A 15069-nucleotide genomic window follows, 5' to 3' on the forward strand; every position below is an offset into this window, starting at 1 on the left:
TCTACCGTCAGCGGGTTCTCAGGCGATTCTCAAAAAGCCGACCTACTGTCGGTCACGGAACTTCGAGTGGAGCGGGGTGCGCGATGCGGGTGCTGGTGGTGGACGACGACCGGGCGGTCCGGGACTCGCTGCGCCGTTCGCTGGAGTTCAACGACTTCGAGGTGGTCACCGCCGCCGACGGTGCCGAGGCGCTCGCGGTGATCGGCAACGTCGAGCCGGACGTCGTGGTGATGGACGTGATGATGCCGCGGCTGGACGGGCTCGAGACGACCAAGGCCCTGCGGGCCGCCGGCAACAACGTCCCGATCCTGGTGCTGACCGCGCGCGACGCGGTCGCCGACCGGGTGGACGGCCTGGACGCCGGCGGTGACGACTACCTGACCAAGCCGTTCGCGCTCGAGGAGCTGCTCGCCCGGCTGCGGGCGCTGCTCCGCCGCAGCAGCACGCCCGGCGAGGGCGGCCAGCGCGGCGAGGTCCTGCAGTACGCCGACCTCGTGGTCGACGTGGACGCGCACGAGGTGCACCGCGGCGACGTCGCGATCCAGCTCACCCGGACCGAGTTCTCGCTGCTCGAGCTGCTGATCCGCAACCCGCGCCGGGTGCTAGAGCGGGCCGTCATCCTGGACGCGGTCTGGGGCTACGACTTCCCGACCACGGCGAACTCGCTCGAGGTCTACATCGGCTACCTGCGCCGCAAGACCGAGGTGCACGGCCTGCCCCGGCTGATCCACACCGTCCGCGGCATCGGGTACGTGCTCAGGGACACCCCGCCGTGAGCCAGCAGCACCCCGGCGACTTCCCGTCGTACGCCGACCGTCCGCAGCAACCACCGCAGCCTCCGCAGCCTGTTGCCAAGAGCAACGGAAACCGTATGGCGGCGACCGCTGCCCGCACCCAGACCTGGTGGAACGAAACCCTCCACAGGCTGAGCCTGCACGCCCGCGTCACCCTCCTCGCCGCGGTGGCCGTCGGCCTGGCGGTCGCGATCGTGAGCATCGCGGCGTACGTCACGGTCCGCCAGCAGATGTACCAGAACCTCGACAACAGCCTGGTCATGCGGGTCTCCCAGGCCTCGCAGAAGGGCGTCCTGACCAACCTCACCAACCTGTCGAACGTCTCCTCGGACGCCTTGGGGCTGAGCGACATCCAGGTCGGCGTGCTCGCCACGGACGGCCAGGAGTACGCCGCGCGGAACAGTGTGCCGCCACCGGTAGGCGACGACGAGCTGCAGGTCGCCCGGAATCAGAACACCAACGAGGCCAGCCTGCGGACGGTCGGCGTCCGGAACGGCAGGTCGCACCTGCGCGTGGTCGCCGTCGCGGTGCAGTACTGCCCGGTCGGGTACACCGACGACTGCCGGCAGAACCCGGACGACTTCCAGCAGCCGGGTGCGCTCGTGGTGGCGCAGTCGCTGGGGCCGATCGACAAGACGCTGCACAACCTCGGGATCGTGCTCTGGGCGTTCGGGCTGATCGGCGTGATCGGTGCCGCCCTGGCCGGGAACGCGGTGGCCAGGTCCGGGCTGCGGCCGTTGGCCCGGTTGACTCGGGTGGCCGAGCAGATCGCGGTGACCGAGGACCTGAAGCCGATCCCGGTCGGCGGGACGGACGAGATCTCCCGGTTGGCGATGGCCTTCAACGCGATGCTGAGTGCGCTGGCGCAGTCCAGAGACCGGCAGCGGCGGCTCGTCGGGGACGCGGGGCACGAGCTGCGGACGCCGCTGACCAGCATCCGGACCAACCTCGACCTGCTGGCGCAGGCGGACAAGCGCGGTGGTCTGCGCCCGGAGGACCGCCAGCAACTGCTGGACGACGTACGCGCGCAGATGGACGAGCTGACCACCCTCATCGGCGACCTGACCGAGCTGGCCCGGGACACCCCGCAGGTGCACAACGCCGAGCTGATCGAGCTGTCGAACGTGGTCGAGGACGCGCTGATCAAGGTACGGCGACGGGCGCCGGGGATCGCCTGGGACGTCCAGCTCCAGCCGTTCCCGGTGTGGGGCGACGAACGCCTGCTCGGCCGTGCGGTGACCAACCTGCTCGACAACGCGGCGAAGTACAGCGTGCCGGAGGGTGCGGACCAGCGCAGCGACGGTGAGCCGATCGGACACGTCACGGTGCAGCTCATGGACGGCGTACTGACGGTCACCGACTCCGGGCCGGGGATCTCCGAAGCTGATCTGCCGCACGTGTTCGAGCGGTTCTACCGATCCAGCGAGGCGCGCAGCCGGCCCGGATCGGGGCTGGGGCTGGCGATCGTGAAGCACGCGGCGCAGCAGCACGGCGGGGTGATCTACGTGCGCAACGTGCCGGGTGCGGGCGCGCAGTTCACGCTGTGGCTCCCGCACGCGGCGACGCAGACCCGGTAGGCGTCTTCAGAGGATCTTCATGGAGTTCTTCGGTGGCTCCGAGAAGATCTTCAGGGGGTTCTCAGGTCCGGCCGACACAGTACTTCTCATGACCGAGAACCAGCCGCAGCAGCCGCAGAACCAGCCCGGCCAGACCCCGCAGCACCCCGCGGGACCGGAGCGGACGCAGCAGTTGCCGATGTATGGGCAGCATCAGCAGCAGCAGTTCGCGCCGAACGCCGGTCAGTTCGGGCAGCAACGGCAGGAGTCGGGGCCGCAGGGGCAGCGGCCGGGTCAGCACCCCGCAGGTGGTGGCGCTTACCCGCAGTTCGGCGCGCCGGGGACGCATCAGGGGGCGTCTCCGGGCCCGAACTGGCCCCCGTTCGGCCCGCAGCCGCCGGCCGGCGGTACGACGACGGCGGAGAAGCCGAAGCGGCGTACAGGGCTGGCCCTGGTGGCGCTGACCGCGCTCCTGGTCGGCACCGCGGGCGGTGTCGGTGGCGCGGCGGTCTACTCGGCGACCAACGACAGCTCGACGAACACCCCGTCGGTGACCGCCCCGCTGAACGGCAACCAGGCGGCACCGGTCTCGGCACCTGACGGCTCGGTGCAGAGCGCCGCCGCGAAGGTGCTGCCGAGCGTGGTGAAGATCGCGGTCGCGACCCAGCAGGGCGCGGCGACCGGATCGGGCATCGTGATCAGCAAGGACGGCCTGATCGTCACCAACAACCACGTGGTGGCCGGCGCCGGACCAGGCGCGAAGCTGTCCGTGATGCTGAACGACGGCCGGACGGTACCGGCCACGGTCAAGGGCACCGACCCGCTGACCGACCTCGCCGTGATCCACGCCGACGCGACCGACCTGACCCCGGCCACGCTCGGCCAGAGCGGGCGGCTCGCGGTCGGCCAGGACGTGGTGGCGATCGGCTCACCGTTCGGCCTGGAGGCGACCGTGACGAACGGTATCGTCTCGGCGCTGAACCGCCCGGTCACCTCGGGCGACGAGCAGCAGGACAGCACGACAGTCTTCCCAGCAATCCAGACGGACGCCGCGATCAACCCCGGTAACTCGGGCGGCGCCCTGATCGACCTCGCCGGCCAGGTGGTCGGTATCAACAGCGCGATCAAAACCGCCGGCGGATCGGGACAGTCCGAAGGCGGCAACATCGGCCTGGGTTTCGCGATCCCGATCGACCAGGCCAAGCCGATCGTCGACGAGCTGGTGGCCAAGGGCAAGGCCACGCATGCGCGGCTCGGCGTACAGGTGGGCGACGCGCAGTCTTCCGACGGGCTCACGAGCGGAGCACGCCTCGGCGAGGTGACGTCCGGCGGTGCGGCGGACAAAGCAGGTCTGCAGGCGGGTGATGTGGTGACCGCTGTAGACGGCAAGGCGATCGCGTCAGGGGACGCGTTGGTCGCCGCAGTCCGCTCGCACCGCCCGGGCGATCAGGTCAAGATCACCTTCACCCGCGCAGGCAAGACCCAGTCGGTCACCCCCACCCTCGGCTCCGACAACGGGAACCCCACCGGCTGACCACCCGTCTCACCTACCGAGGACTGCGCCGCCCACCGAGCGGCGCAGTCCTCTTTACTTGGGGTCATGAGTGTGGATGTACGGCGGGCCGCGGACCGGTTCCGCAGCTCGAGTGGCTGGCTGGAGTCGTCGCATTCGTTTTCGTTCGGGGAGTACTACGATCCGGCGAATGTCGGGTTCGGGTTTTTGATGGCGCACAACGACGAGGTCGTGGCGCCGGGTCGTGGGTTTGCGGAGCACCCGCACCAGGACCTGGAGATCGTGACGTGGGTACTGCGGGGCGCGCTCGCGCACCGGGACTCGCAGGGGAACAGCGGAGTGGTCTACCCGGGGTTGGCGCAGCGGATGAGTGCGGGGTCAGGGATCCAGCACTCGGAGTGGAACGAAGGCCAGGAGCCGGTGCATTACGTGCAGATGTGGCTCCGGCCCGATCGTTTCGACCTCACGCCGTCGTACGAGCAGGCCGAGCTCGATCTCAGCACCGGGGAGCTCGTCCCGGTGGCGTCCGGGCTCGCGAAGCACGCGGGAAGCACAGCGATCCGCATCAACCAGCCCGGCGCCGGCCTGTCCGTCGCAAAGCTCGCGGCGGGGCAGTCGGTGCACCTACCGGCGGCGCCGTACCTGCATGTCTTCGTGGCGGCCGGGACCGCGGAGCTCGAAGGAGCCGGCGAGCTGAGTACTGCGGACGCCGCCCGGCTGACCGACTCGGACGGCGAACGCGTCACGGCCGGTCCAGGCGGCGCGGAACTGCTGATCTGGGAGATGACCGCTCGAACCTGAGCTCCGCTACGCTCGCGCGGTGACGGACCGAGCGGACGCGAGCGGGTTCACCGAACGAGCCGGACAGGTCGGCGTGTGGCTGCCGCCGACGGTGCTGGACGCGACCGCAGCCTACGTTCTGGTCCGGGAAGTGGCGCGGATCGATGCGCTCGGATACGGGTCGGTGTGGACAGGCGAGCGTCTGGTCGGCGCCGAGGCCTTCGCCCGGCACGGTCAGTTGCTGGCGAGCAGCCGACGGCTGGTGGTCGGGACCGGGATCGCCAACCTGTGGGCGCGGGTCCCGGAGGCCATGCGCGGCGGCGCGGTGACCTTGGCCGCGGCGTACCCGGGCCGATTCGTGCTCGGCATCGGCACCAGTACGCCGAACGTCGTCGAGCGCATCGGAGCGACGTACGACCGCCCGCTCGCCCGGATGCGGGCCTACCTCGAGCGGATGGACGCGGTCGAGGGACCACCGGACGCCACCTGCCCGCGGGTCCTGGCGGCGCTCGGGCCGAAGATGCTGGAACTGGCGGCCGAACTGACCGACGGTGCGCATCCGTTCCTGACGCCGGTCGAGCACACCGCCTTTGCCCGCACGGTTCTCGGCCCGGACAAGCTGCTGATCCCCCACCAGACCGTCGTCCTGACCGACGACCGGGACGCGGCCCGCGCGGCGATCCGTGCGACCTACGGCCCGCTGCTCGAGCTGGCGACGGATTCGCCGTACGTCGCGAACCTCCGCCGGCTCGGCTACCAGTCGGACGACAGCGAGCGCGTGCTGGACGCACTGTTCGGGTACGGCGACACCGCGGCGATCACCGACCGGGTCCAGCAACATCTCGACGCCGGCGCCGACCACGTCCTGATCCAACCGTTCGCCGCCGGGCTGACCGAGATCGTCGATCAGCTGGAAGAGCTGCGCTCGGCCCTCTTGGCCTAGTGGGTTCTATTGGCCTAGTCGGTCTGCTCGCTCATGGTCCAAACGTGACGCAGGGACTGGCCCGCGACGCCCTCGGGGTTCTGGGCGAAGCCCTCGACGAACTGGCTCATGTGCTGCTGCCAGCGCTGGTCGACCGGGTCGTTCTTCAGCTGCGCCACGGCGGCCTCGAAGTCGTCGGACACGACCAGGTGGAAGAGGTCTCGGCCGCTGCGCCAGATCGACCAGTCGCTGATCCCCGCGGCGTTCATCGCGGTGATCAGTTCCGGCCAGACTCGAGCGTGCTCGAGCTCGTAGGCCTCTTCGGTACCGGGAATCAGCCGGCTGTGCAGAGCAAGGCGGGTCACAATCGTGCAGGATACGCCCGCTCCGGCGGGCGCTGGAACGCGGTTCCAGCATCCCGGTGGACCTCTGCCGCGCCGATTCACGCTGCCACTTGGCCCCGATTCGCGGGCACTCTGGTGCCAACTCAGGCGCCGGGACCGGCGTCGTACTTGGGTGGGTTGAGTAGTTTCGCCCTCGTGGCAGGTCCAACCCGCCGCAGGCCGTGCCGGGTGTCCATTCGTCGTCGTGCGAGAGTTGGGAACGTGAAGCGAACCACAGCGATCGTCTGCTTGAGCAGTCTGCTGATCACCGCCGGGTGTTCCGACAGCAAGTCGGGTGGCGGGAAGTCCGGGAGCGACGAGCAGCAGGCGTCCGGCGCGGTGATCAAGCAGTTCGCCGACGCCTGGGTGAAGGCCTGGGCACCGGACGGCAAGCCGGACGCGGCCGGTGCGCTCACCGACAACCCGACGACGTTCGCGAAGCGGCTCGACGACGTCGACACCGCGCTGGTCGCCAGCACGGTGACGGTCGCGCCGCAGGACAAGCCGAAGTGCAGTGACGACAACACCTGCACCCAGGACCTGGCCGTCGAGGCTCAGCTCCGCGGGATCGGCGCGATGAAGTGGACCAGTACGGCGACCGCGGTGAAGACCGGCGACGCGTGGAAGATCAAGGCCTCCGGCGACACGATCTACCCCGGCCTCGGCGACACGAACTACCTCAAGCGCGTCCGGGCGGTGCCGGACCGCGCCTCGATCCTGGACCGGAACGGCGTCGCCCTGACCGCGAACCGGCCGGTCGTGATCGTCGGCGTCGAGGCAGGCACCAAGGCCACGGCGGCGACGTACGCGGCGTTCACGAAGTACCTCGATGTCGACGGCGCGAAGCTCGCGGCCCGCGCGAAGAAGGCGCCGGCCGGCCAGTTCGTGGACGCGATCACGATCCGGGCCGACCAGTGGGAGACGCTCCGGCCGACGATGACCAAGCTGCCCGGGGTGCTGACCATGGGCGGTACGGCGTCGCTGCCGCCGAACCCGACGTTCGCCCGTTCCATCATCGGCACGATGCGGACCGCGACCGCGGACACGCTGAAGAACGCCGGCCCGACCGCCTCGGGGCAGGACCAGGTGGGGACGACCGGTCTGCAGTACGCGTTCCAGCAGCAGCTCGCCGGGACGCCGGGCGGCACGGTGACGCTGCGCGACGGCAAGACCAAGCTGACGATCAAGACGGTCTTCGCCGAGAAGGGCACCGCCGGGAAGCCGGTGAAGACCACGCTCGACACCAAATTCCAGCAGTACGCCGAGGCCGCGCTGGCGACCAGCAAGCTGCCGGCGTCGCTGGTCGCCGTCCAGGCGTCCACCGGCCAGATCCTGGCCGCGGCGAACGGTCCGCAGCCGGCGTCGTACAACCGGGCGTTCCAGGGCCGGTACGCGCCGGGCTCGACGTTCAAGATCATCACCTCGGCGGCGCTGCTCGCCAACGGTGAGACCGCGGCGACCCCGCTGCCCTGCACGGACACGATCAACGTGTTCGGCAAGACGTTCAAGAACTACGACGCGCTGGCGGCGTACGGCGTGGGGACGATGCAGAAGGCGTTCAACGAGTCCTGCAACACCGCGTTCATCTCGCAGCACGCGAAGGTGCCGAAGGACGGGATGACCAAGGCCGCGGCGATGTTCGGCATCGGGCGCGACCTGAACCTGTCGATCTCGGCGTACGGCGGCCAGGTCCCGGCGCCGAAGGACGACGTCGAGGAGGCCGCGTCGATGATCGGCCAGGGCACGGTCACCGCCAGCCCGCTGGCGATCGCGCTGGTCGCCGCCACCGTCGACCACGGGACGGCGATGAAGCCGGTGCTGGTGCCGGCCAAGGACGCGGCCGGGCCGGCCGCCTCACCGTTGCCTGCGGCAACTGTCGCGGCGCTGCGCACGTTCATGCGGACCACGGTCACCGGCGGTACGGCGAAGGTGCTGGCCGCGAACGGCGCGGTCGCGGCGAAGACCGGTACCGCCGAGGTGGTGGTGAACGGGAAGGTCACCACGAACGCCTGGATGGCCGGCTACCGCGGCGACGTCGCCTTCGCCGTCATCGTCGAGGGCGGCCAGTCCGGCTCCCACACCGCAGGCCCGATCCTGAAAAACTTCCTCACCAAGTTCAAGTGACCTGAGAGTACTTCTCCGAAGATGCTGAGAGTTGGCTGAAAGCGCCGGGTTGCCGGGTTTTGGTCACTTAGGGTCGCCGGATGGAGAGCTTGGTGTGCCCTAAGTGCCGAGGCGGAATGCGGTCGTACGAGCGGAGCGGGATCACCGTCGACCAGTGCGGCGAGTGCCGCGGCATCTTCCTCGACCGTGGTGAGCTGGAGCGGCTGGTGGATGCCGAGGCGCGGTTCAACAGTGCGCCCCGGCAGGAAGAGCGGCGGTACGACGACCGGCGGCAGGAGTACCGGTCCGACGACGACCGGCGCTACAGCAACCAGAACCAGTACCACCACAAGAAGAAAAAGAACTCGTTCCTGGAGAACCTGTTCGACTGACGGGGCGGTTACCGTCGGGCGATGACGGTGCCCTGGGCGATGGCGCAGAGTGTGATCGTGCCGGACTCGTCCAGGGTGGTTAGCTCGCAGGTGCAGGTCGCCTGCCGGCGGCTCGAATGGGCGACTCGGGCCTCGGCGCGGAGCACCAGGCCCTTCGCCGGGCGCAGGTAGCTGATCGTGAACCCGCCGGTGAGCACGTCCGCGCCGAGCGCCGTACCACCGGCGAAGGTGATCGCGTTGTCCGCGGCGTACGCGAGCACGCCACCGTGCAGGAAGCCGTTCTGCTGCCGGAGTTCGTCGCGGATGTCGAGCTCGAGCGTCGCGCCGCCGTCGCCGAACGCGGTAACCCGCGCGCCGACCAGCACGCTGAACGGTTGCGCCGCGAGGACCTGCTGCGCCAGCTCGAGATTCAGCTCCATGGCCACAAACTAGTGCCACGCACTAGGCCAGGCGCTCCTCCTCGGTTGTTCCGCCCCAGACGCCGTAGGTTTCGCCGACCATCAGCGCGTGGTCGCGGCATTCCCGCTGGACCGCACAGGTCCCGCACAGCGACTGGGCGAGCAGCTCGCGGGCGTGCTTGCGCGGGCCGCGTTCGGACTCGGCCGCGAAGAACAGCTCGGGGTTCACGTCGGCGCACGCCGCCCGGTCCTGCCACTCCCAGTTCTCCAGCAGGGGCGACGGCAGGCCGTCGGGCGCCTTGCTCACTACACCCGAGGGCGGTTTGCGCCGTCTCATCGTCGTACCTCAGCTTGGCGGTCTTGGTCGGATACTGGTCCCAGTACCCGTGGGCAAACGCGCCGTGTTGGCTATCGTCGGGCAGGTGATCACGCCCACGGTGCTCCTCCGCCCGATTGCCGCCAGCGAGTACTCGCAGTGGAGGACGCGCGCCGACGCGACGTTCGCGGCCGGCATCGGCCCGGCCCGCGGGCTGGACCCGGAGGCGGCGCTGACGCTGGCCCGCGCGGAGATCGACAAGCTGCTGGTGGACGGGCCGGGGACCGAGGACCACCTGATCTGGATCGCCTGCACCGGTGACGAGCCGGTCGGGAGCCTGTGGATCTGGACCAAGCCGCAGGTGCCGTTCGTGTTCGGGATCGAGGTGGACAGCGAGCGCCGCGGCCGGGGGTACGGGCGGGCGATCATGCTCGCCGGCGAGGCCGAGTGCCGCGCACGGGGGTACGCGCAGCTCGACCTCAACGTGTTCACGAACAACCGGACCGCGGTCGGACTCTACGAGTCGCTCGGCTACACGGTCGTCGCGCAGCAGATGCGCAAACAGCTCTAATCCGCTGGACGACGCTTTCCGGGTCTGCCTATCGTGGGTTCCGGCAGCCGGTTGTTCAGGCGCCTTCATGCGGTGATGCTGCGTGCGGTGATGCTGCCCGGTCCGACAGTCACACCGACTCTCGAAAGCGGTAGCCACGTGACGAATGTTCACGCCCGGCCGCGGGTGATCGCGGCACATGATCTGACCAAGACGTACAGGTTCCACCAGCAGGGCGCGGGCCTCGGCGGCGCCTTGAAGAGCCTGGTCCGGCGCAGGTACGAGACCCGGCTCGCGGTAGACCGGATCAGCTTCGGCATCGACCGCGGCGAGGTGGTCGGCCTGCTCGGCCCGAACGGCGCCGGTAAGACCACCACGCTGAAGATGCTCTCCGGCCTGCTCTACAAGACCTCCGGCGACCTGCAGGTCCTCGGCCACACACCATCCGACCGCAAGCACGACTACCTCCGCCGGATCGCACTCGTGATGGGCCAGAAGACCATGCTCTGGTGGGACGTGCCGGCGATGGAGAGCCTGCTGCTCCACAAGGAGATGTACGGCCTGTCCACTGCGGAGTTCGAGCGCAACGTCGCCGAGCTGGCCGAGCTGCTCGAGGTGCAGGACCTGCTGAACGTGCAGGTCCGCAAGACCTCGCTCGGCGAACGGATGAAGCTGGAGCTGATGGCCGCGCTCGTGCACGGTCCGGAGATCCTGTTCCTGGACGAGCCGACGATCGGGCTGGACGTGGTCGCGAAGGCCCGGGTCCGCTCGTTCCTCGCCGAGGTGAACCGGCTCCGCGGGACCACGATCCTGATCACCAGCCACGACATGGACGACATCGAGGCGCTCTGCTCGCGGGTGATGATCATCGACCACGGCCGCCTGCAGTACGACGGCTCGCTGGACGAGCTCGTCCGTACGGCGCGGCCGCGCAAGCTGGTCCGGGCGACGTACGCGACGCCGGTCGACGGCTCCCGGCTCATCGGCCTGGACGGGGTAGGCGGTGTGGACGTCTCGGGAGAGACGGTTGTACTCGAGGCGGATCGCGAGCGCGCCGGCGCCGTGCTGTCGGAGCTGACGCGGCTCGGGCCGCTGGTCGACCTGGATGTCGCGGACGCGGACATCGAGGAGATCATGCGCGACCTCTTCCTGCGGGAGGCGTGATGGTCTGGCGCAATCTGCGCGTGCTGCGGCGGATGACCGCGGCCGACATCGCCCAGGCCTCGGTGTACCGCGGCGAGTGGGTGATCTTCATGCTGGCCAACATCTGCGTGCCGATCATCTCGCTGCTGATCTGGCGGACGGCCCTCGCGAACGGCGCCGGCCTCCCGGTCGACGAGCGCTACGTGACGACGTACTTCGTGCTGCTCGGGTTCGTCACGATGGCGACGTCGTCGTGGATGGCCGCGTTCCTCGCGCAGGACATCCGGCTCGGGAAGCTGTCCAGCTGGATGGTCCGGCCGGCGTCGCTGCTGCTCGGGTTCGTGGCGAACAACCTGTCGGAGAAGTTCCTGAAGCTGTTCGCGCTGGTGCCGATGATCGGCATCGTCTGGTGGATCTTCCACGACTCGATGAACCTCCCGGCCGGCCCGGGCCGCTGGGCGCTGTTCGCGGTCAGCATCGGGCTCGGCGCCGCGCTGGTGTTCACGATCGACATCCTGATCGCGTCGCTGGCGTTCTGGATGGACGACGTCACCGGGCTGCTGCAGGCCCGGGCGATCGTCGCGGGCGTGCTGTCGGGTGCGGTCGTACCGCTGGCGTTGATGCCGGCGTGGTCGCGCGGTTTCGTCGACTACCAGCCGTTCCGGTACACGGTGTCGTTCCCGGTCGAGATCGTGGCGGGCCGGTTGTCCGGTGCGGACTTGGCGGCCGGGCTGGGTGTGCAGCTCGGGTACGTCGTCGTCTTCGGCGCACTCGCCCGGCTCGTCTGGGCGGCGGGGATCCGCGCGTACTCGGCGGTGGGCGCATGATGGTCCATCTGCGGTTGTGGCGGCGGTTCGTGCTGCAGGCCGTCGTCCGGGAGACGCACTACCGGGCGCACTTCCTGACCACGTTGGTGGTCGGGCTGGTGCAGCTCGGGGTGGGGATCGTTCCGACGCTGCTGCTGTTCGGGTTCACCCAGGAGGTGCACGGGTGGACGCGGGCGGAGGTGATCGCGCTGGTCGGGGTGTTCCAGATCGTCACCGGGCTGCTGGCGACGTTCATCGCGCCGAACCTGAACCGGATGACGGCGTACCTGACCGAGGGCGAGCTGGACGTCGTACTGCTGCGGCCGGTGTCGAGCCAGTTCTACCTGACGTTGCGTTGGGTGAACGTCGCGGAGCTCAGCAATGTTGCCAGCGGCATCGTTGTGCTGGTTCTCGGGCTGGCGCAGTCCGGGGTGACGCCTTCGGTGCCGGAGGTCTTGCAGGCCGTCGTCCTGGTGGTGTGTGGGCTGGTGCTGCTGACGGCGGTGTGGTCGGCGATGGCGTTCCTGGCGTTCTGGCTGCAGTCGGTGAACCCGATCTCGGGCGTGTTTCTCGGGCTGGTGGAGGCTGGGCGGTATCCGCTGGCGTTCTTCCCGGTGGCGGTGCGGACGTTCCTGACCTTCGCGTTTCCGGTGGCGTTCGCTACGACGTTTCCGGTGCGGGCGCTGTCGGGTGACCTCGGCTGGGGACCGGTCGGGCTCGGGGTCGGGTTGGCGGTGCTGGGGTTTGGGCTGGCGCGGTTGCTGTGGCGGCGCGGGCTCTTGACCTACGCGAGTGCGTCCAGCTGAAGGGTCTTTGTCGGGGGGCTGTGGTTTGCTGTTGGTATGAGCTGGTGGGTCCTGCATGTGGACATGGATCAGTTCATCGCGGCTGTGGAGATCCGGCGCCGGCCTGAGTTGCGTGGGCTGCCTGTCGTGGTCGGTGGGTCCGGAGATCCGACCCAACCACGGCAGGTGGTCGCCACTGCGTCGTACGAGGCGCGGGCTTTCGGCGTGCACTCGGGTATGCCGGTGCGGGCGGCGTACAAGAAGTGTCCCGACGCCGTCTTCCTGCCGACGGACCCTGCGGCCTATGACGCGGCGTCTCTCGAGGTGATGGACACTCTCCGCACCTTCCCCGTCGTCGTCGAGGTCTGGGGTTGGGACGAGTGCTTCGTCGGGGCCGAAACCGACGACCCCGAGGCCCTGGCCGCTGACCTGCGCGCCGCCGTCGCCACGACCACCGGCCTGACCTGCGCAGTAGGCATCGGCGACAACAAGACCCGAGCCAAACTGGCCACCAACTTCGCCAAACACACCCGGTCCCACGCCCAGCCGTTCTCCGGAGCGGGCGACGGCTCCGCGGCCGGCATCTACCGCCTGACCGCCGACAACTGGCGCGACGTCATGAACCACCGCCCGGTCCGCGACCTCTGGGGCATCGGCACCCGGATGGAACACAACCTCAACGAACTGGGCATCACCACCGTCGAAGAACTGGCCGCCGCCGACGTGGACACCCTCAAGAAACGCTTCGGCCCCAAGATGGGTGCCTGGTACGCCGCCCTCGGCCGCGGCCTGGGCGACACCCACGTCACCGACGTCCCCCGCGAACCCGTCTCCCGCAGCCACGAGGAAACCTTCCCCACCGACCTGACCGACCCCACCGACATCGCCCGCGAAGTCCGCCGCATCGCCGAGGAAGTCACCCACGAGGTGGTCGCCGACGGCCGCACCATCCAACGCGTCTGGGTCAAACTCCGCTTCACCACCTTCTACACCCCCATCAAAAGCCGCAAACTCCCCAACCCCACCCAAGACCCCGAGGTCATAGCCACCACCGCCCTGACCCTCCTAAAGAAATTCGAACTCCGCCGCCCCATCCGCCTCATCGGCATCCGCGTCGAATTCGTCCCTCCCGCATAGGTCGCTGCTCGCTATATAACTTTAATCTGTGAAAGTTATATAGTGGCTCCCGTGAACCAACCCGGAGAGCTCCCGCTGGCGGTCGGCTGGGAACGCTGTGAATGGGACGGGGCTGACAGACCCATGTCCCGGCGCGAACGAGCCGCGGCCACGGGTCAGTACCTCGCCTCGATTCCGCCGGCGATCTCCGGTCTGGATTTCGAAATCCCGTCCGACCTTGCGGCCGAGGCCGAAGACGCTCTGATCGAGATCTCTCGTTTCGACGCCGAACTGTCCGCCGCTCTCCCGCGAGCCGATGGCGAACTCGCGCCACTCGCGGTCGTCCTGCTCCGCACCGAGTCAGCGTCCTCCTCGCAGATCGAGGGTGTCACCGCCGGCGCCAAGGCACTGGCCATCGCGACCCTGAACGAATCCTCGGCGCAGAACGCCCGGATGGTCGCCGCCAACGTGGAGGCCATGCAGAAGGCGATCGACCTGGCTGACGACCTCAGCATCGATTCGATCCTCGCCGCCCATCGCGCCTTGATGCACGATCAGGCCTACGCCCTCCCCGGCCGAACGCGCGACGGTCAGGTCTGGATCGGCGGCGGGCCGACGCCGCACACCGCGACCTTCGTCCCACCTCGGTACGAACGGGTCCCGGCGTTGATGGACGATCTGATTGGCTTCTGCCTGCGGACCGACCTTCCGGTCCTCACCCAGATCTCGATCGCGCACGCCCAGTTCGAGACGATCCACCCGTTCAACGACGGTAACGGCCGCACCGGCCGGACCCTGGTGCACGCGATGCTCCGCCGGTCCGGCGTCACCCGGCGTCTGACCGTCCCGGTCTCGGCTGGTCTGCTGACCGACACCGAGGCGTACTTCGCTGCGCTCGGCTCGTACCGGGAGGGCGACCCGGCACCGATCATCAGGCAGTTCAGTCGCGCCGCGTTCGCGGCCGTCGGCAACGGCCGGAACCTGGTCGACGACCTCACCGGAATCTACGCCACCTGGCAGCACGACGTCCCCTCACGCGAGGGCTCGAGCGCCCGGAGGCTCCTTCCGCATCTGCTCAGCCAGCCGGCAGTCACCGTCAAGCACGTCCAAGAGCATCTGAGCGTCTCTCAGCCCGCAGCACAGCGCGCGATCGACCAACTTGTCGAGGCGGCAGTCCTCCAGCAGATCTCGACCGGAAAGCGCGATCGCGCCTGGATCGCACGCGACGTAATCACCGCCCTCGACAACTTCGCCACCCGCTCCGGCCGCCGCAGCTGACCCACCCGGGCAGACCCTGGGCCTGTGGAGCCGTGCGCACCAGTTCAACCACCCAACCCGTCACCACCAGTCCGTCTACGAATGGACACCAACCCCCGGTAGTCACTGCGAGCGCAGCGAGCAACCCCGCAGCGGCAGCCGCGAACTCGCGAGCGAAGCGAGCGAACCCCCGGCGCCAGCCGGATGCACCGGGGCACTCGCCCCCGAACTAGCAGGGTGGGTGGGGCGGCGCGT

16 protein-coding genes are annotated in these 15069 nt (G+C 69.1%); 13 read left to right on the plus strand and 3 right to left on the minus strand.

The annotated features are described in order from the left end of the window. Positions 1-83: 83 nt before the first annotated feature. The 5 genes from AB0E69_RS31330 to AB0E69_RS31350 all read left to right on the plus strand — a co-directional run bounded on the left by AB0E69_RS31330 (position 84) and on the right by AB0E69_RS31350 (position 5586). Positions 84-776: a response regulator transcription factor gene (locus tag AB0E69_RS31330; RefSeq protein ID WP_360154270.1), complete on the plus strand. Its 693-nt coding sequence runs from the start codon at positions 84-86 to the stop codon at positions 774-776. Beyond that, positions 773-2371 (plus strand): HAMP domain-containing sensor histidine kinase, encoded by a 1599-nt coding sequence (locus AB0E69_RS31335; protein ID WP_360154273.1) that lies wholly within the window; start codon positions 773-775, stop codon positions 2369-2371. The genes AB0E69_RS31330 and AB0E69_RS31335 overlap by 4 nt, the downstream gene beginning before the upstream one ends. A gap of 88 nt (positions 2372-2459) precedes the next feature. Beyond that, a complete protein-coding gene (locus AB0E69_RS31340; protein WP_360154276.1) occupies positions 2460-3884 on the plus strand; it encodes a trypsin-like peptidase domain-containing protein in 1425 nt (474 codons plus the stop codon). A gap of 66 nt (positions 3885-3950) precedes the next feature. Then, a complete protein-coding gene (locus AB0E69_RS31345; protein WP_360154279.1) occupies positions 3951-4664 on the plus strand; it encodes a pirin family protein in 714 nt (237 codons plus the stop codon). Positions 4665-4683: 19 nt separating this feature from the next. Further along, positions 4684-5586, plus strand: coding sequence for a TIGR03620 family F420-dependent LLM class oxidoreductase (locus tag AB0E69_RS31350; RefSeq protein ID WP_360154283.1), 903 nt, complete (start codon positions 4684-4686; stop codon positions 5584-5586). 14 nt (positions 5587-5600) lie between these two features. On the opposite strand, the gene AB0E69_RS31355 is transcribed toward AB0E69_RS31350, so the two are convergent. Beyond that, positions 5601-5930: an L-rhamnose mutarotase gene (locus AB0E69_RS31355; RefSeq protein WP_360154286.1), complete on the minus strand. Its 330-nt coding sequence runs from the start codon at positions 5928-5930 to the stop codon at positions 5601-5603. Positions 5931-6170: 240 nt separating this feature from the next. On the opposite strand from AB0E69_RS31355, the gene AB0E69_RS31360 reads away from it, so the two are divergent. Both AB0E69_RS31360 and AB0E69_RS31365 read left to right on the plus strand, forming a co-directional pair. After that, positions 6171-8072, plus strand: coding sequence for a penicillin-binding transpeptidase domain-containing protein (locus AB0E69_RS31360; RefSeq protein ID WP_360154289.1), 1902 nt, complete (start codon positions 6171-6173; stop codon positions 8070-8072). Between the two features lie 80 nt (positions 8073-8152). Further along, the gene (locus AB0E69_RS31365; protein ID WP_360154292.1) at positions 8153-8443 is read left to right on the plus strand and encodes a zf-TFIIB domain-containing protein; all 291 of its coding nucleotides are present in this window, start codon (positions 8153-8155) and stop codon (positions 8441-8443) included. Between the two features lie 8 nt (positions 8444-8451). Here AB0E69_RS31365 and AB0E69_RS31370 read toward each other — a convergent pair whose 3' ends face one another. Together AB0E69_RS31370 and AB0E69_RS31375 are read right to left on the minus strand one after the other, a co-directional pair. Further along, positions 8452-8862: a PaaI family thioesterase gene (locus AB0E69_RS31370; RefSeq protein WP_360154295.1), complete on the minus strand. Its 411-nt coding sequence runs from the start codon at positions 8860-8862 to the stop codon at positions 8452-8454. Between the two features lie 22 nt (positions 8863-8884). Next, a complete protein-coding gene (locus tag AB0E69_RS31375) occupies positions 8885-9178 on the minus strand; it encodes a WhiB family transcriptional regulator (RefSeq protein ID WP_360154298.1) in 294 nt (97 codons plus the stop codon). A gap of 85 nt (positions 9179-9263) precedes the next feature. Between AB0E69_RS31375 and AB0E69_RS31380 the strand changes: the two genes are divergently transcribed. The 6 genes from AB0E69_RS31380 to AB0E69_RS31405 all read left to right on the plus strand — a co-directional run bounded on the left by AB0E69_RS31380 (position 9264) and on the right by AB0E69_RS31405 (position 14835). Beyond that, a complete protein-coding gene (locus tag AB0E69_RS31380; RefSeq protein ID WP_360154301.1) occupies positions 9264-9728 on the plus strand; it encodes a GNAT family N-acetyltransferase in 465 nt (154 codons plus the stop codon). A gap of 138 nt (positions 9729-9866) precedes the next feature. Next, the gene (locus AB0E69_RS31385) at positions 9867-10871 is read left to right on the plus strand and encodes an ATP-binding cassette domain-containing protein (protein ID WP_360154304.1); all 1005 of its coding nucleotides are present in this window, start codon (positions 9867-9869) and stop codon (positions 10869-10871) included. Further along, entirely contained in the window at positions 10871-11677 is an 807-nt protein-coding gene (locus AB0E69_RS31390; RefSeq protein ID WP_360154307.1) for an ABC-2 family transporter protein, read from the plus strand. Before AB0E69_RS31385 ends, AB0E69_RS31390 begins: the two co-directional genes overlap by 1 nt. Then, positions 11674-12462, plus strand: a complete 789-nt coding sequence (locus tag AB0E69_RS31395) for an ABC-2 family transporter protein (RefSeq protein WP_360154310.1) — start codon at positions 11674-11676, stop codon at positions 12460-12462. Before AB0E69_RS31390 ends, AB0E69_RS31395 begins: the two co-directional genes overlap by 4 nt. Positions 12463-12498: 36 nt before the next feature. Then, entirely contained in the window at positions 12499-13578 is a 1080-nt protein-coding gene (locus AB0E69_RS31400; RefSeq protein WP_360154313.1) for a DNA polymerase IV, read from the plus strand. Between the two features lie 51 nt (positions 13579-13629). Next, complete coding sequence (locus AB0E69_RS31405) at positions 13630-14835, plus strand: Fic family protein (RefSeq protein WP_360154316.1); 1206 nt, start codon at positions 13630-13632, stop codon at positions 14833-14835. Positions 14836-15069 lie beyond the last annotated feature (234 nt).

Origin of the sequence: Kribbella sp. NPDC026611, assembly GCF_040638345.1 — a bacterium.
Classification (GTDB): Bacteria; Actinomycetota; Actinomycetes; order Propionibacteriales; family Kribbellaceae; genus Kribbella.